This window comes from Streptomyces sp. NPDC050732 (assembly GCF_040654255.1).
Lineage (GTDB): Bacteria > Actinomycetota > Actinomycetes > Streptomycetales > Streptomycetaceae > Streptomyces.
Genome location: NZ_JBFAHP010000020.1, coordinates 63,493 through 79,667 on the forward strand (window position 1 = coordinate 63,493; position 16,175 = coordinate 79,667).

The 16,175-nt window shown below is 70.3% G+C and carries 16 protein-coding genes and 3 tRNA genes; 12 read left to right on the plus strand and 7 right to left on the minus strand.

The features are described from left to right. The first annotated feature begins 67 nt into the window (after positions 1-67). Entirely contained in the window at positions 68-604 is a 537-nt protein-coding gene (locus AB0H82_RS19690) for an SMI1/KNR4 family protein (RefSeq protein WP_362994362.1), read from the plus strand. A gap of 54 nt (positions 605-658) precedes the next feature. Here AB0H82_RS19690 and AB0H82_RS19695 read toward each other — a convergent pair whose 3' ends face one another. Continuing rightward, positions 659-1,942: an amino acid permease gene (locus AB0H82_RS19695; protein ID WP_362994364.1), complete on the minus strand. Its 1,284-nt coding sequence runs from the start codon at positions 1,940-1,942 to the stop codon at positions 659-661. Positions 1,943-2,062: 120 nt separating this feature from the next. Between AB0H82_RS19695 and AB0H82_RS19700 the strand changes: the two genes are divergently transcribed. After that, on the plus strand, positions 2,063-2,329 hold the full coding sequence (locus AB0H82_RS19700) for a GlsB/YeaQ/YmgE family stress response membrane protein (protein WP_362994366.1): 267 nt from the start codon (positions 2,063-2,065) through the stop codon (positions 2,327-2,329). A 133-nt stretch (positions 2,330-2,462) separates the two neighbouring features. On the opposite strand, the gene AB0H82_RS19705 is transcribed toward AB0H82_RS19700, so the two are convergent. Further along, positions 2,463-2,951 carry a YajQ family cyclic di-GMP-binding protein gene (locus AB0H82_RS19705; RefSeq protein ID WP_362994368.1) on the minus strand — a complete coding sequence of 163 codons (489 nt, stop codon included), beginning with the start codon at positions 2,949-2,951 and terminating at the stop codon, positions 2,463-2,465. Between the two features lie 196 nt (positions 2,952-3,147). On the opposite strand from AB0H82_RS19705, the gene AB0H82_RS19710 reads away from it, so the two are divergent. After that, positions 3,148-3,229, plus strand: a tRNA-Tyr gene (locus AB0H82_RS19710). Positions 3,230-3,314: 85 nt separating this feature from the next. On the opposite strand, the gene AB0H82_RS19715 is transcribed toward AB0H82_RS19710, so the two are convergent. After that, on the minus strand, positions 3,315-6,035 hold the full coding sequence (locus AB0H82_RS19715; protein ID WP_362994370.1) for an NACHT domain-containing protein: 2,721 nt from the start codon (positions 6,033-6,035) through the stop codon (positions 3,315-3,317). 237 nt (positions 6,036-6,272) lie between these two features. On the opposite strand from AB0H82_RS19715, the gene AB0H82_RS19720 reads away from it, so the two are divergent. Beyond that, on the plus strand, positions 6,273-6,485 hold the full coding sequence (locus tag AB0H82_RS19720) for a hypothetical protein (RefSeq protein WP_362994372.1): 213 nt from the start codon (positions 6,273-6,275) through the stop codon (positions 6,483-6,485). 109 nt (positions 6,486-6,594) lie between these two features. Here the strand turns inward: AB0H82_RS19720 and AB0H82_RS19725 are convergent, their stop codons facing one another. Next, positions 6,595-7,251: an SDR family oxidoreductase gene (locus tag AB0H82_RS19725; RefSeq protein ID WP_362994374.1), complete on the minus strand. Its 657-nt coding sequence runs from the start codon at positions 7,249-7,251 to the stop codon at positions 6,595-6,597. A 146-nt stretch (positions 7,252-7,397) separates the two neighbouring features. Continuing rightward, a complete protein-coding gene (locus AB0H82_RS19730; RefSeq protein WP_362994376.1) occupies positions 7,398-8,693 on the minus strand; it encodes an amidohydrolase family protein in 1,296 nt (431 codons plus the stop codon). 246 nt (positions 8,694-8,939) lie between these two features. On the opposite strand from AB0H82_RS19730, the gene AB0H82_RS19735 reads away from it, so the two are divergent. From AB0H82_RS19735 to AB0H82_RS19770, 8 genes are all read left to right on the plus strand, one after another. Then, positions 8,940-9,012, plus strand: a tRNA-Thr gene (locus AB0H82_RS19735). 48 nt (positions 9,013-9,060) lie between these two features. Then, positions 9,061-9,133: transfer RNA gene (locus AB0H82_RS19740), tRNA-Met, on the plus strand. 88 nt (positions 9,134-9,221) lie between these two features. Then, entirely contained in the window at positions 9,222-9,386 is a 165-nt protein-coding gene (gene rpmG, locus AB0H82_RS19745) for a 50S ribosomal protein L33 (RefSeq protein ID WP_362994378.1), read from the plus strand. Between the two features lie 87 nt (positions 9,387-9,473). Continuing rightward, entirely contained in the window at positions 9,474-9,938 is a 465-nt protein-coding gene (locus AB0H82_RS19750; protein ID WP_362994380.1) for a MaoC family dehydratase N-terminal domain-containing protein, read from the plus strand. 4 nt (positions 9,939-9,942) lie between these two features. Continuing rightward, a complete protein-coding gene (locus AB0H82_RS19755; protein ID WP_362994382.1) occupies positions 9,943-10,371 on the plus strand; it encodes a MaoC family dehydratase in 429 nt (142 codons plus the stop codon). A 126-nt stretch (positions 10,372-10,497) separates the two neighbouring features. Continuing rightward, the gene (locus AB0H82_RS19760) at positions 10,498-11,055 is read left to right on the plus strand and encodes a TetR/AcrR family transcriptional regulator (RefSeq protein ID WP_362994384.1); all 558 of its coding nucleotides are present in this window, start codon (positions 10,498-10,500) and stop codon (positions 11,053-11,055) included. A 78-nt stretch (positions 11,056-11,133) separates the two neighbouring features. Continuing rightward, positions 11,134-12,576 (plus strand): MFS transporter, encoded by a 1,443-nt coding sequence (locus tag AB0H82_RS19765; RefSeq protein ID WP_362994386.1) that lies wholly within the window; start codon positions 11,134-11,136, stop codon positions 12,574-12,576. A gap of 16 nt (positions 12,577-12,592) precedes the next feature. Beyond that, positions 12,593-13,702 carry a UDP-N-acetylmuramate dehydrogenase gene (locus tag AB0H82_RS19770; protein ID WP_362994388.1) on the plus strand — a complete coding sequence of 370 codons (1,110 nt, stop codon included), beginning with the start codon at positions 12,593-12,595 and terminating at the stop codon, positions 13,700-13,702. Here AB0H82_RS19770 and AB0H82_RS19775 read toward each other — a convergent pair. Both AB0H82_RS19775 and AB0H82_RS19780 read right to left on the minus strand, forming a co-directional pair. Further along, positions 13,692-14,720 (minus strand): adenosine deaminase, encoded by a 1,029-nt coding sequence (locus tag AB0H82_RS19775; RefSeq protein WP_362994390.1) that lies wholly within the window; start codon positions 14,718-14,720, stop codon positions 13,692-13,694. The genes AB0H82_RS19770 and AB0H82_RS19775 overlap by 11 nt on opposite strands. A gap of 143 nt (positions 14,721-14,863) precedes the next feature. After that, positions 14,864-16,090 (minus strand): pyridoxal phosphate-dependent aminotransferase, encoded by a 1,227-nt coding sequence (locus AB0H82_RS19780; protein WP_362994392.1) that lies wholly within the window; start codon positions 16,088-16,090, stop codon positions 14,864-14,866. Positions 16,091-16,175: the final 85 nt, after the last annotated feature.

Here is a 16,175-nt window from a genome sequence, read left to right on the forward strand (position 1 = left end):
CCCGAAGGCCTGGCACCCGAGGAGCGGGCCGGGCCCGATTGTCAGTGCCGTGGTCCACCATGAACTCATGAACAACAGCGAGCAGTTGCTGGCCCGTGTCGCCACCGAGGCGCGCGCCACCCGTCCCTGGGGCTGGGACTCCCTCCCCACCCCCGTGGACGCGGCGACCCTGGCCCGGGCGGAGGCCTCCCTGGGCTTCACCCTGCCGCCCCTGCTCGCCGCGCTCTACACCCGCATAGGCGACGGCGGTTGGGGCCCGGAGTACGGCTTGTTGCCCCTGCTCGAAGGCAAGTCGTCAGGAGGCGAGCCGGCCGTCGTCGAGGAGTACTTCACGATGCGCGACTCCGAGTGGGGCTGGCCCGAAGGCGTCCTGCCGATATCCCACTGGGGCTGCGCGATGTACGCGTGCGTGGACTGCCACACCGACGACGCGCAGGTCCTGCTCTTCGAGCCCAACGGCGGCGACCCGCGGCACGCCTGGTTCGTCGACTCCCCGGACCTCGCGACGTGGCTCACCGCCTGGCTCGACGGCACGGGATGGTACGAGGAGGACAACGACGACCTGGACCTGCCGGCCTGGCAGGACGCCCGCACGCACGCGTAGCAGGACGCCTGCACGCACACGTAGGGGACCCTTCCCACGGCACCCCGTCAGATGTCAGAGCGTCCGCCGCCCGCTCCGGCCCCTGCTCCCGCCACCGCCTCCGCCCCGCACTTGCCCCCGCAGTCCGTAGGCGACGACCCCCACCGCCAGCACCAGCATCCCGGCCGCCACCGAGGACACCGGCAGGGCGAACGCCAGCGTGACGCAGCCGATCCCGCCCACCAGCGGCACGACACGCGCTGTCGGTTCCGAACTCAGCGTCCAAGCCGACGCGTTGGCCACCCCGTAGTACACGAGCACTCCGAAGGAGGAGAAGCCGATCGCCCCACGCACATCCGCCGTCGCCGCCACCACCGCGACCACGGCCCCGACGGCGAGCTCCGCGCGGTGCGGCACCCGGAAGCGCGGGTGCACGGCCGCGAGGGCCCTCGGCAGGTGCCCGTCCCGCGCCATGGCCAGCGTGGTCCGCGACACGCCGAGGACCAGCGCGAGCAGCGAGCCGAGCGCCGCCACCGCCGCGCCCGCCCGCACCACCGGCACGAGCCCCGGCGCCCCCGCCGCACGCACCGCCTCCACCAGCGGCGCCGACGCACCGGCGAGCCCGTCGGAACCCAGTACGGTCAGCGCGGCCACCGCCACGGCCGCGTACACGCACAGCGTGATGCCCAGGGCCAGCGGGATCGCCCGCGGAATGGTCCGCGCGGGGTTCCGTACCTCCTCGCCGAGCGTCGCGATCCGCGCGTACCCGGCGAAGGCGAAGAACAGCAGCCCGGCTGCCTGCAGCACTCCGCCGAACCCGGCAGAGAGCCCCACGGCGAGGCGCCCCGCGTCGGACGCCCCCGATCCCGCGCAAGCGGCCACGACGGCCGCCAGCACGGCGAGCACCACAGCGACGATCCCGCGCGTGAGCCACGCCGACTTCTGCACACCCACATAGTTGACGGCGGTCAGCAGCACGACGGCTCCGACGGCCACCGCGTGCGCCTGCCCCGGCCAGAGGTACGCCCCCACGGTGAGCGCCATCGCCGCACACGACGCGGTCTTGCCGACGACGAACGCCCAGCCCGCCAAGTAGCCCCAGAACGCTCCGAGCCGCTCCCGCCCGTAGACGTAGGTCCCACCCGACGCGGGGTAGCGGGCGGCGAGCCGCGCCGACGACATGGCGTTGCAGTACGCCACCGCGCCGGCGATGCCGAGGCCGATCAGAAGCCCCGACCCGGCGGCTCCCGCCGCAGGCCCGAGGGCCGCGAAGATCCCTGCCCCGATCATCGACCCGAGGCCGATCACCACCGCGTCGAAGACGCCGAGCGTCCGCCGGAGCTCAGGCTGCTGTGTCATACGCCGCACCCTACGGATCACCGCAACCGCGACTCTCCGTAGAGACGTCCTTCAGGACAACAGCGCACAAAAGCTCACCGCGCGAGAAAGCACACCGCGTGAGAAAGGCCGGGTCACCGCATGGGCATCATCAGCTGGATCGTTCTGGGACTGCTGGCCGGAGCCGTCGCCAAACTGCTGCTGCCCGGTCGCGACCCGGGCGGCTTCATCGGCACGACCGTCATCGGCATCGCCGGCGCCTTCATCGGCGGCTGGATCTCCGCCCGCTACCTCGACCACCCCATCGCCGACGACTTCTACGACGGCGCCACCTGGGCGGCGGCCATCGGCGGCTCGCTGGTCCTGCTGGTCGCGTACCGCATCCTCTTCGGCCACTCACGGCGCTGAGACGCCGTCCCCCGAACTGCGGCCAGCAGCAAGGGCGGGCGCCCCACCCGGGGCGCCCGCCCTCCGTCGTTCATGCCGTCGCGCGTACGACAGCGGACCACCAGCAATAAGACCGGCAGTACTACCGACGTGACTACCGGTAGTTCACGAACTGCAGCGCGAAATCGAAGTCCTGCCCCTTGAGCAGCGCCTGCACGGCCTGCAGGTCGTCCCGGCTCTTCGAGCTGACCCGCAGCTCGTCGCCCTGGACCTGCGCCTTGACGCCCTTGGGGCCCTCGTCGCGGATGATCTTGGCGACCTTCTTCGCGTTCTCCTGGGAGATGCCTTCTTCGATGGAGGCGAAGATCTTGTACTCCTTGCCGGACAGCTGCGGCTCGCCCACCTCCAGCGCCTTCAGCGAGATGCCGCGCTTGACCAGCTTGGACTGGAAGACATCGAGGATCGCCTTGACCCGCTCCTCGCCGCTCGCCTCCATCAGGATCTTCTCGCCGGACCACGAGATCGAGGCGCCCGTGCCCTTGAAGTCGTAACGCTGCGAGATCTCCTTGGCGGCCTGGTTGAGGGCGTTGTCGACCTCTTGCCGCTCGACCTTCGAGACGATGTCGAAACTGGAGTCGGCCATGTCCTGTGGCTCCTTGTATCGGGGTATGCGTACTCAGCGGTTACACGGCCGACTGACGCTGGCCGCATCCGCAAAGCCTAGCCACCGCCCCCGCGCGGGGTGCCGCTCAATCGGGTGGCGAAGCACCCCTGTGCATCAGGTATCGTTTACGTCGTTGCCACGGAGCGACGCGAAAGCGGAGCTTGGCGACAAACCCGGCGGTGTGCCCGAGCGGCCAAAGGGAGCAGACTGTAAATCTGCCGGCTCAGCCTTCCCAGGTTCGAATCCTGGCGCCGCCACATGAAGGTAAACCCCCTCCGATCTGCGGAAACGCGGACCGGAGGGGGTTTCTTCGTGTGAGGTCGTGTGCGGTGGTGTGACCGTTCAGACCGTGCTGAGACGCCCCCGTACGACCTTCGTGGACTCCGGCAGCAGGCGGGCGCCGACCAGGGTGGTCTCCTCGGGGACACGCACGGTGAGCAGGGAACGCACCCTCTCCAGGGTGCTGAGGTCGATGCTCGGCTGGAGTGTCTCGATCGTGAGCTCGCACAGCTTGGGGAAGAGGCCCAGCCAGTCCCAGGCCGGCCCCATGTCCGCCTCGACCCACAGATGGGTGAGGCGCTGCCCCGGGCACGTGGCGACGAACTCGTCGACGGTGAACTCGCCCATGATCCTGACGCGGGAGCGGCCGCCGAAGCTGCGCAGCGCACGCAGTTCGTTCAGGTTCGACACGGGGAAGTAGAGGCCGTCCTCAGCGAGGTGCGCGACCACCTCCTGGCCGTACAGCTCGGTGTCGTACCGCCCCCACGCCTGGGCGAGTTCGTTGCGTACCCGCAGGTCGGGGTGGTTGCGGTACAGGGCGAGCACCTCGATCGCGGCATATGTGGCGATGGGTGTGGCGGTCAGCACGGTGAAGTACGCCTCGTCCGCCGCGGCTCGGTAGGCGGCTTCCGCCGCGGCGGCCGTCGCCTTCTGCTCTTCCGTGGCGAACGGGCCCGGGGCGTTCGGGCGCGTGGGCAGTTCTCGGGGGCCGGACAGCAGTTCGATGACTACGGGGCCGATGGCTGCCAGGGCGCGCGCCTGGTTCGGCGAGCGCGGTGGGATGAGGGCCGCGGCCCGCTCCTGCACCTCGGCCCGCACCGCAGGGGCGAGCTCGGTCGCGTGCTCCAGGCAGGCGGCCGCGAGGAGGTGGAGCCGGTCCATGCCCTGGCGCGAGGTGTCCCGGCGCCTGATGAGGCCGGTGAGGAGGTACGTCCGCTCGGTGGGCCGTGCATGGGCGACGGCCATGCGGATGACGTCCTCCCACTGGTCCAGGTGTGCGTTGGCGATGAGGAAGTCGAAGTCGAGCCCTTCGACCGCCGCCTTCGCCCCGAGATAGTCCTGGAAGGTCCGGTGCACGAAATCCATGGAGTCCGCACTCGGTTCCCGGAGCAGACCGCTGCGGACGAGCAGATGCCGGTAGACCTCCTCCGGAGTGCCCTGTTCGGCGACCTTCGGCATGGCCGGCAGGACGTGGCCCAGGAGCTCCACCGCGTCGGTGCGGTTCATCTCGGAGCGGCCGTTGCGGATCATCCAGTAGGCCAGTTTCTGGATGAGCTGGATGTGCTCGGCCTCGCTGATGTGGAGGGGCCCGGATTTGTGGACACCACGCTCACGGTCGCGCCGGAAGAGCAGCATGGACAGGGCCGCGTCGTAGATCTCCTTGCGGCCCTCGGGCAGGAAGCCGCGGCGGTCCTGGTGCAGAGCGCAGATCAGGCCGCACATCAGCGGATTGATCGCGAGCCTGCTCAGGTCCTCCTGGGCGCGGACCGCGCGCAGGAGCTCGGTGGCGTACTGATCGCTGATGCCGGCCGCCTTGTGCCACCGCTGGATGAACTCCGCGATGTTGGCCCGGTTCATGGGGGCCAGGTCGAGCTCGGCGAAGTCGTCGTCGGTCAGCCAGCGTTCCCGTACGGCCGAGGGCCGGGAGGTGACGAGCCAGCGGTTGTCGGGATAGGCGCTGAGGAGCTCCCGGAGCCAGCGACGGGCGTCGCTGCGGTCGTCCTCTGGTACCTCGTCGATGCCGTCGATCAGGATGAGCCCGCGGCCCGCCTGCAGCACCCGGTCGATCCATCCGTGCGGCTGGCTGCCGGCGATCGGGCAGTCCACCGCCGCCAGGAACCCGTCGGGAGCGGGCAGAGGGGCGCCACCGCGGGTCAGCGTGCGCAGGGGGAGGACGAACGGCACGACTCCGTAGAGATAGAGCAACTGCTCGTCCAGCGACTTCTTCGCCGTGGTCACCGCCAGCCACTGGATGAGAGTGGTCTTTCCGGAGCCGGCCACACCCCGTAGGAGTACGCGGTTGCGGCCCGCCAGGACGTGGTCGGCCGAGACCACACTGGGAGTGGCGCTGGACGCGTCGGCGGCCGCGTCCAGCCTGAGATACGCCACGTCGAGCCGCCAGCTCTCCGGAGCTCCGGACAGGTCGAGGCCGAAGATGCTCAGCTTGCCGTGCTTGGTCGCGATGTAGTGCGCGTACCGCTCCTCGAACGGGCCGTCCGCCGGGGAGGGCGACCGGGTGATCAGGGAGTCGATCTTGCGGGTCAACTCCTCGATGCCGCGGCTCTGTTCGAGCAGGGTGCGGGGCACGAAAGTGGACCGCTGGGTGAAGAAGTTCAGGATGTGCAGGCACGCCGTGTCCAGCACGCCGGCGTGCAGCGTGACCGCGTCGTGGGACAGGCCGAGCGTCGCCGTCCTGTTCTGGGCGCGCAGGTGCCGGGAGAGCTCCAGATGGCCGAGCCGCACGGCCTGCACATCGTCCATGTCGAGTGTGCCGAGGGTGCGCAGGGAGTCGGCTACGGCGTGGATGACGGCCTGTTTCTCGAAGGAGGGCAGCAGCTCTTCCACGCCGGTCGAGTGGGCGGCTCGCTTGACCAGCTCCTCGGCGATCTTGTGCAGATCCTTGTCGGAGAGCGTCCGCTTCTCGCCGCGGAACGAAACGATCCGCGACACCCGGACGGGTCTGTCGACCAGATCGGCGCCAGATCCTTCGGACACGAACAGCTTCCTGATCAGCGGGACCACGATGCTCGACGCGAGCCGCGCTCCGATCACGGCGGGTTCCATCAGCCCAGCCTCCGAGGCATTCCGCGCGGCCCGAACCGCCGATCGTCTTCGCGGCAGGATAGGGCCGAACCCAGGAGCAAACAGCCAACTTCCCGATTAGGTCCCCCAGTTGAGGTACTACCTCTTGACCTGCGGGAACGCCGAAGGGCGGGGCATCCGTACGTACTTTCGGTGCATCCGGACTTTCAGAGCGCCATGACTTTCGGGGCACCCAGGTGGGCCGGGCACACTGATCACATGTCGTCCCGTCGCAGAAACTGCCCGGAGTGCCGCCGCGAGATCGCTGTCGTCGGCGGCCGGTTCGCCCGTCACGATCCGCCGGGCCCGCGCGGCACCGGTGACCTGATCTCCTGTCCCGGCTCCCGCAGGCAGGCCCCGCTGGGGGCCGCACAGGCGGCTCTGGACGGCTATGTGGTCCCGGACCACCCCGGACAGCTCCCGCTGTTCTGAGCGGGCCTCAGAAGCCGTTCTCGGCCGGATGGTCGGACCGGGCGGGGACGGGCGGGACGCCCCCGCCCATGGACCTCAGTCGCCCATGGACCTCAGTCGCCCACGGACCTCAGTTGCCCGCGACCGACTTGACCGCCACCGACACCGGCACGGACCCGCCGACCAGCTCCAGCGTCAGCCCGGCCGTCGCCGGTGTCTCCAGGAGCTCCGCGAGCACCGCGGCGACGTCGTCCCGCGGCACCGGCCCGCGCCCGGTCGACGCCTCCAGGCGTACGAGACCGGTGCCCGCGTCGTCCGTCAGCATCCCGGGACGCAGGATCGTCCAGTCCAGGGCGGCACGCGCGCGTACGTTCGCGTCAGCCTCGCCCTTGGCCCGCAGATAGGCGTCGAAGACCTCGTCGCCCTGGTGCGCGGGATCGGCACCCATCGACGACACGACGATGTGGCGCCGCACCCCGGCCCGCTCCGCCGCGTCCGCGAAGAGCACGGCCGCGCCACGGTCCACGGTGTCCTTGCGGTCGACGCCGCTGCCCGGCCCCGCGCCCGCCGCGAAGACCGCCGCGTCCGCGCCGCGCAGCCGCTCGGCCACCTCGTCGACCGACGCCGACTCCAGGTCGCACAACACCGGTTCGGCACCCGCTGCGCGCAGATCCGCCTCGTGATCGGGGTTGCGGACGACCCCGGCGACTTCGTCACCACGCGCGGCGAGCAGACGCTCCAGCCGCAGCGCGATCTGACCATGACCCCCAGCGATGACAATGCGCATACTCCCGACCGTACGGCAGGGCGGACGCGAGCGCTCAACGCGCGCGTGGGGGTCCGGTAGTGCGGCGGTGAGGCCACGCGCGCGTGGAGGGCCGGGCAGCTCCTCACCCACACGTGTGGAGGCCGTCCAGCCCTCAGGAGGAGCCCTCAGGAGGACGGCTCGTCGCCCTTCGGGCGTCCGGGCGCCGCCCCCGTCGACCGCCCCTGCCGCGGCAGGTCCAGCGCCACCGCCACGGCGGAGTCGCAGTACTCGCGCACCGCACTCGTCCGCGCCACGACGCGTCCTCCGTGCACCACGATCCGGCTGTACGCGAGCGACAGCGCGCCCGCGAGCCGGTCGCCGCGCACGGCGAGCAGTTCGGCGGGGAAGCCCGCCTCCACCCGCACCTCGGGCAGCCCCATGGCCGCCCGCGCCGCCGCGCTCACCGCTCCGTAGGCGTCCTCGGGCCGCAATCTGAACCCCGTGGCCAGTAGGTACGCGGCCTCCAGCGGATCCCCGCGCCCCACCGGGTTCGACACGTCCCGCAGGGCCCCGCTGCCCGCGGCGACCCGCACCCCGGCCGCGCGCAACAGCCGCACGGGAGCCGCCCTGCGCCGTTCCGCGCTCCCGCACCCGCCCTGGGGCAGGCACACCACCGTCACCCCGGCCGCCGCGAGCTGCTCCGCGGTGCGCGAGGCCACGTCCGTCGGCAGCCGTCCGAGACCGCCGCACGGCCCGACCGTGACCCCGGCCCGCACCCCGGCCGCCATCGCCGCGAGCCGCCCGAGCCGGGCCGGATCGGCACCGTCCGTGTGCAGGTCGACGGGGCACCCGTGCTCCGCTGCGATCTCCAGGACCGCCTCCGTGTAACCCGTCGGGTCCGGGTCGAGATCAGGACAACCGCCCACTACGGAGGCGCCCATTTTCACCGCGTCCCGCAGCATCGCGAGCCCGTCGGCGCCGGCGACGCCGGTCAGCAGCCGCGGCACCGCGACGGTCGTCATGTCGACCAGACCCCGGAGCGAGCGCCGCGCCTGCAGCACCGCCTCCATCGGGCCGAGCCCCTGCACGTCACCGATCCGCACGTGCGAACGCACCGCCGTGGCGCCGTGCCCGAGCTGCAGCAGGGCCGCCTCGGTGGCCCTGCGCTGCACGTCGGGGACGTCGTACGAGACCGGTCCCACCGCGTCCGCCGACAGCGCCGTGTCGCCGTGCGCGTGCGGCTCGGCGGGCGCCGGCAGCAGGAGGTAGCCGTCGAGGTCCACGCGCGCGGCGTGCGAGGTCAGGCTGCCGGCCGTGCCGACCGCCTCGATGCGCCCGCCGCCGAGCCGGACGTCGACGGTCCGGCCGTCGGTGAGCCGGGCACCGCAGAGCAGCAGGGCCCCGGGATCGTCCGCGGGGCCGGAACCGGACGGTCCGGGGGCACCCGAGGAGTGGGGCTGCTGCGGCTGGCTGTCGGGCATCGCACTCCTGGGGCTCGGGGGGCGGCTGCAGTCGTTTTCGAAGCGTCAAGATCACGCAGCGCGCGTCGAGCCTAGGACGGCGAAAGGCTTGCTTCGAGGAGGAGCGGAATAGTCGTACCGGTGTGGTTCGAGGAGGCGGACGGGGCGTTCACAGACGCCTGAGACGGGCCCGCCGAGGTCCTGGGGCAGCCCCGGCGAAACGGATTTGGGCGATCGGCGACCAACCGTGTAATGTCTTCATCGCTCGCCCCAATAGCTCAGTCGGTAGAGCGTCTCCATGGTAAGGAGAAGGTCTGCGGTTCGATTCCGCATTGGGGCTCTGATGTCGAGTGATCCTCGCTTTCGGGCGAGGAGATCACGGCATCGCAGCGGTGTAGCTCAGTCGGTAGAGCAAGCGGCTCATAATCGCTGTGTCACCGGTTCAAGTCCGGTCACCGCTACTCCTGGTAGCCGATTGTGGGGTCGGTCCTTCGATCGGCTACTCTTGTATGCGTTCATCCGTCCATCCGTCCGTCAAGGAGCACTCACGTGGCTGCCACCGACGTCCGCCCGAAGATCACGCTGGCCTGCGTGGAGTGCAAGGAGCGGAACTACATCACCAAGAAGAACCGGCGTAACGACCCGGACCGTCTTGAGATGAAGAAGCACTGCCCGCGCTGCAACACGCACACTGCGCACCGCGAAACGCGCTAACACACAGGCTCGTACACGAGGCCGTCCCCGTTGTTCGGGGGCGGCCTCGCGTCGTTTACTAAACCAACCGCAGGAGGTGCCGAGCCCATGGCGCTCGACCAGTCCTTCGTGGGGCGGTCCTATCCCCCCACTGATCCTTATGAGGTCGGCCGGGAGAAGATCCGTGAGTTCGCCGAAGCGGTGGGAGACGCCAATCCCGCCTACACGGACACGGAGACAGCCAAAGCGCTCGGTCACCCCGATGTGATCGCTCCGCCCACTTTTGTGTTTGCGATCACTTTCAAGGCGGCGGGTCAGGTCATCGAGGACCCGCAGCTGGGTCTCGATTACAGCCGCGTGGTGCACGGCGATCAGAAGTTCGCCTACAGCCGCCCGGTGCGCGCGGGCGACCGGCTCACGGTCAGTTCGACCATCGAGGGCATCAAGTCGCTCGCGGGCAACGACATCCTGGACATCCGCGGCGAGGTCCACGACGAGGCGGGCGAGCATGTCGTGACCGCCTGGATCAAGCTCGTCGCGCGTGCGGCGGAGTCCCCGGCAGAGGAGGCGTGAGGCGATGACGGCGAAGATTTCCTACGACGACGTCGAGGTCGGCACGGAGCTGCCGGCCCAGTCCTTCCCGGTGACCCGCGCCACACTCGTGCGGTACGCGGGCGCCTCGGGCGACTTCAACCCGATCCACTGGAACGAGAAGTTCGCGGTCGAGGTCGGCCTCCCCGACGTCATCGCCCACGGCATGTTCACCATGGCCGAGGCGATCCGCGTCGTCACCGACTGGCTGGGCGACCCCGGGGCGGTCGTCGAGTACGGCGTCCGCTTCACCAAGCCCGTCGTCGTCCCGAACGACGACAAGGGGGCCACGATCGACGTCAGCGCGAAGGTCGCGGCCAAGCTGGACGACAACCGCGTGCGGGTCGACCTTCTCGCGAAGAGTGGCGACCAGAAGGTTCTCGGCATGTCACGAGCGGTCGTGCAGTTGGCCTGACGGCCGTTGAGGCTCTACGTAGACGTTCGTAAGGGGCGCCCTGCCATTGCGGGTACCCCTTACACGTACGCATGGAGCCATCCACACGGCCTTGACCGCTTAGTGATTGGCCACTAACTTACTCGCATGGTCAGGATGAGTGCAGAAGAGCGGCGCGAAAGCGTCGTCCGCGCGGCGATGGTCGAGTTCGCCCGCGGGGGTTACAACGGCACGTCCACCGAGGTGATCGCCAAGCGGGTGGGTGTGTCGCAGCCGTATCTCTTCCGGCTCTTTCCGGGGAAGCAGGCCATCTTTCTCGCCGCTTCCGGGCGCTGCTGCCAGGAGGTCACCGAGGTCTTCCGGAAGGCGTCCGAGGGGCTTGAGGGGGAGGAGGCCCTGCACGCCATGGGTGAGGCCTATCAGGCGCTCATCGCCGACGACCCGGACAAGCTCCTCATGCAGATGCAGATGTACGTCGCCGTGGCCTCCGCGGAGGCGTCCGGCGACCGCGAGTTCGGTGACGCGCTGCGGGCCGCCTGGATGGAGATGTACGACACGGTCCGCCTCGCGCTGGGCGCGGACGTCGACGAGGCGACGCAGTTCCTGGCGTACGGGATGCTGATCAACGTCCTAGTGTCGATGGGATTCACGCCCGATCACCGCGTGTGGGCCGGCTTCTACGACTCGGCGCAGCCCAAGGCGTGAGCCGGGGCGGGCCGAAGACGTGCACTTTTCTGTGACCATGAAAGTTAGTCATCAATAACTAACCGCAGGGGGAAAGCAATGTCACAGCAGACGACAGCGGAGCGCGGGGGAGCGGTCTGGGCCCTCGTCATCACCAGCGTCGCCGGATTCATGGCGGCACTCGACAATCTCGTCGTCACCACCGCTCTGCCGTCCATCCGCGAGGACCTCGGGGGAGCGCTGCACGACCTCGAATGGACGGTGAGCGCCTACACCCTCACCTTCGCCGTGCTGCTGATGTTCGGCGCGGCCCTGGGCGACCGGTTCGGCCGCCGCAGGCTCTTCATGGTCGGCCTCTCGGTCTTCACCGGTGCCTCCGCCGCCGCGGCGCTCGCGCCGGGTCTCGACGCGCTGATCGCCGCCCGCGCGGTGCAGGGCGTCGGCGCCGCGATCATGATGCCGCTCACGCTGACCCTGCTGACGGCGGCCGTACCGCCGGCCAAGCGCGGGATGGCGTACGGCATCTGGGGCGCCGTCAACGGCCTCGCGGTCGCCGGTGGCCCGCTGATCGGCGGCAGCCTCACCGAGCACGTCTCCTGGCAGTGGATCTTCTGGCTGAACGTCCCGCTCGGCCTGGTCCTGCTGCCCCTCGCCCGCCTCCGCCTCGCCGAGTCGTACGCCCGCGGCGCCCGTCTCGACATCGCGGGCACCCTGCTCGCCAGCGGTGGACTCTTCGGAATCGTGTACGCCCTGGTGCGCGGCCCCATCGACGGCTGGTCCAGTGCCACCGTCCTGGTCAGCCTCGGGGTGGGGATCGCGCTGCTCGGCGGCTTCGTCCACCACGGGATCAACAACAAGGCGCCGATGCTGCCGATGCGCCTCTTCCGTAGTCGTGCGTTCTCCGGGATCAACGCCGCGAGCCTGCTGATGTTTCTCGGGATGTTCGGCTCGATCTTCCTGCTCAGCCAGTACATGCAGAACGTCCTCGGCTACTCGCCGACCGAGGCCGGGCTGCGGATGCTGCCCTGGACCGGCATGCCGATGCTCGTCTCGCCGCTCGCCGGCTACCTCTCCGACCGGATGGGCGGCCGCCCGGTCGTCGCCGCCGGGCTCTTCCTCCAGGCCGTGGGACTGGCCTGGTACGCCACCGTGGTGGCGACCGACGCCACGTACAGTGCCCAGCTGCCGGCGCTGATCATCAGCGGCATCGGCATGTCCCTGTACTTCGCCCCGGCCTCCAACCTGGTCATGTCCAGCGTCCGCCCGCAGGAGCAGGGCATCGCCTCCGGGGCCAACAACGCGCTGCGCGAGGTCGGCGGCGCCCTCGGCATCGCCGTGATGTCCTCGATCTTCTCGGCACAGGGCGGCTACGGCTCCAGCCAGGACTTCGTGGACGGCCTGGAGCCCGCGCTCTGGGTCGGCGCCGCGGTGGTGGCCCTCGCGGCGGTGGCCGCGCTGTTCATCCCCTCCCGCGGGAGGACCGACACGTCCGCTCCGGAGACGTCGAAGGAGCCGAAGAAGGGCGACCTCGTCGTCGCCTGACGCTTCTCCTCCTGGCTTGCGAGAACGGCCCCGCCCTGACCGGCGGGGCCGTTCTCGTACTCTTGAGCACGTGCAGGAACTCCACGATGCCCCGCTCGCCCCGCTGACCACCTTCCGGCTCGGCGGTCCCGCGACCCGTCTGATCACCGCGACGACCGACGCCGAGGTGATCGCCGCCGTCCGGGAGGCCGACGACTCCGGAACGCCGCTGCTGCTGATCGGCGGCGGCTCGAACCTCGTCATCGGCGACAAGGGCTTCGACGGCACCGCCCTCCGCATCGCCACCCGGGGCTTCGCACTCGACGGTACGAAGCTGGAGCTGGCGGCAGGCGAGATCTGGACCGACGCCGTCGCGCGCACCGTCGAGGCCGGTCTCGCGGGCATCGAGTGCCTCGCAGGGATCCCCGGCTCCGCGGGCGCGACCCCGATCCAGAACGTGGGGGCGTACGGCCAGGAAGTCTCGTCCACCATCACCGAAGTGATCGCGTACGACCGGAAGACACAGGAAACGGTCGTGATGACGAACGCCGAGTGCGACTTCTCGTACCGTCACAGTCGTTTCAAGGCCGACTCCGACCGGTTCGTGGTGCTGCGGGTCCGCTTCGAGCTTGAGGACGCGCAGGGGATGAGCGCCCCCATCAAGTACCCGGAGACGGCGCGCACCCTCGGTGTCGAGGCGGGCGACCGGGTCCCCGCCGCGGTGGCCAGGGAGACCGTCCTGAAGCTCCGCGCGGGCAAGGGCATGGTTCTCGCCCCCGAGGACCACGACAGCTGGTCGGCAGGCTCCTTCTTCACCAACCCGATCCTCACCGAGGAGGAGTTCGCCGCCTTCCACGCGCGCGTGACGGAACGCCTCGGCCCGGACATCACCCCGCCCGCCTTCCCGACGGGCGACGGCCGCGTGAAGACCTCCGCCGCCTGGCTCATCGACAAGGCCGGCTTCACCAAGGGCTACGGAGAGGGCCGCGCCCGGATCTCCACCAAGCACACCCTCGCCCTCACCAACCGCGGCGGCGCGACCACCGAGGACCTCCTCGCCCTGGCCCGCGAAGTCGTCGCCGGGGTGCACGACGCCTTCGGGGTCACGCTGGTCAACGAACCGGTGACGGTGGGCGTCAGCCTGTAGGGGCGGTCAGCCAGTCGTCGATCCCGGCCAGCAGCTTGTCCTGTACGTCGGCGGGCGCGGCCGAGCCGCGGACCGACTGCCGTGCCAGCTCGGCCAGTTCGGCGTCGGAGAACCCGTGGTCCCGCCGCGCGATCTCGTACTGCGCGGCCAGCCGTGACCCGAAGAGCAGCGGGTCGTCGGCGCCGAGCGCTATCGGCACCCCGGCCTCGAACAGCGTGCGCAGAGGAACGTCCTCCGGCTTCTCGTAGACCCCCAGGGCCACATTGGACGCCGGGCACACCTCGCACGTCACGCCCCGGTCCGCGAGCCGCTTCAGGAGCCGCGGGTCCTCGGCGGCCCGCACCCCGTGCCCGATCCGCGTCGCGTCCAGGTCGTCCAGGCAGTCCCGCACCGACGCCGGCCCCGTCAGCTCACCGCCGTGCGGCGCCGCCAGGAGACCGCCGTCCCGCGCGATCGCGAAGGCCCTGTCGAAGTCCCGCGCCATGCCCCGCCGCTCGTCGTTGGAGAGCCCGAAGCCGACGATGCCCCGGTCCGCGTACCGCACGGCGAGCCGCGCCAGCGTGCGGGCGTCCAGCGGGTGCTTCATGCGGTTCGCGGCGACCAGGACGCGCATGCCGAGGCCCGTCTCCCGAGAGGCGCTCTCGACCGCGTCCAGAATGATTTCCAGGGCCGGGATCAGACCACCGAGCCGCGGCGCGTACGACGTCGGGTCGACCTGGATCTCCAGCCACCCCGACCCGTCCCGCAGATCCTCCTCCGCGGCCTCGCGCACCAGGCGCCGGATGTCCTCCGGCTCGCGCAGACAGGAACGCGCGGCGTCATAGAGCCGCTGGAAGCGGAACCACCCGCGCTCGTCCGTGGCGCGCAGCTTCGGCGGCTCGGCGCCGGTCAGCGCCTCCGGGAGCCGCACGCCGTACTTGTCGGCGAGCTCCAGCAGGGTGGCGGGCCGCATCGACCCGGTGAAGTGCAGGTGCAGATGGGCCTTGGGAAGCTCTCTTACGTCTCGTACACGCTCCATTGGAGGATCTTGCCGTACGCCCCTGGCGTCCCGGTAGCGGCTTTCCCCCTTCGGGCCCTCTCCCGAACGAAGAAACGGGCCGTCTCCCCGAAGAGGGGAGACGGCCCGTACGCGCGCGTGGAGCGCGAAAACTTACCGGGACGTCAGTCGCGGGCCTCGGCGAGCAGCTTCTGGATCCGCGAGACGCCCTCGACGAGGTCCTCGTCGCCGAGCGCGTACGAAAGACGCAGGTAACCCGGCGTCCCGAAGGCCTCGCCCGGCACGACCGCGACCTCGGCCTCCTCCAGGATGAGCGCGGCCAGCTCCACGGAGTCCTGCGGGCGCTTGCCGCGGATCTCCTTGCCGATGAGGCCCTTCACCGACGGGTAGGCGTAGAAGGCGCCCTCGGGCTCGGGGCAGACGACGCCCTGGATGTCGTTGAGCATCCGCACGATGGTCCTGCGGCGCCGGTCGAAGGCCTCGCGCATCTTCTCGACGGCGACCAGGTCACCGGAGACGGCCGCGAGGGCGGCGGCCTGCGCGACGTTCGACACGTTGGACGTGGCGTGCGACTGCAGGTTCGTCGCGGCCTTCACGACGTCCTTCGGGCCGATGATCCAGCCCACTCGCCAGCCGGTCATCGCGTACGTCTTGGCGACGCCGTTGACCACGATGCACTTGTCGCGCAGCTCGGGGAGGATCGCGGGGAGCGAGGTGAACTTCGCGTCTCCGTAGACGAGGTGTTCGTAGATCTCGTCGGTCATGACCCACAGGCCGTGCTCGACGGCCCAGCGGCCGATCGCCTCGGCGTCGGCCTCGCTGTAGACGGCACCCGTGGGGTTCGACGGCGACACGAAGAGGACGACCTTCGTGCGCTCCGTGCGCGCGGCCTCCAGCTGCTCCACGGAGACGCGGTAGCCGGTGGTCTCGTCGGCGACGACCGGGACCGGCACACCGCCGGCGAGACGGATCGACTCCGGGTACGTCGTCCAGTAGGGCGCAGGGACGATGACCTCGTCGCCCGGGTCGAGGATCGCGGCGAACGCCTCGTAGATGGCCTGCTTGCCGCCGTTGGTCACCAGGATCTGCGAAGCGTCGACCTCGTACCCCGAATCGCGCAGGGTCTTCGTCGCGATCGCGGCCTTGAGCTCGGGGAGGCCCCCGGCCGGCGTGTAGCGGTGGAACTTCGGGTTCTTGCAGGCCTCGACGGCGGCTTCGACGATGTAGTCCGGCGTCGGGAAGTCGGGCTCGCCGGCACCGAAGCCGATCACTGGACGGCCCGCGGCCTTGAGGGCCTTGGCCTTGGCGTCGACAGCGAGGGTGGCGGACTCGGAGATCGCGCCGATGCGCGCGGACACCCGGCGCTCGGTCGGAGAAGTTGCAGCGCTCATCACCCCATCGTTCCAGACCCCGAACGGGCCCGGCGCGCGGGTTTCCAAGAGCACCGGATCCCATTCTGTTCGACGGGGCGCCGCT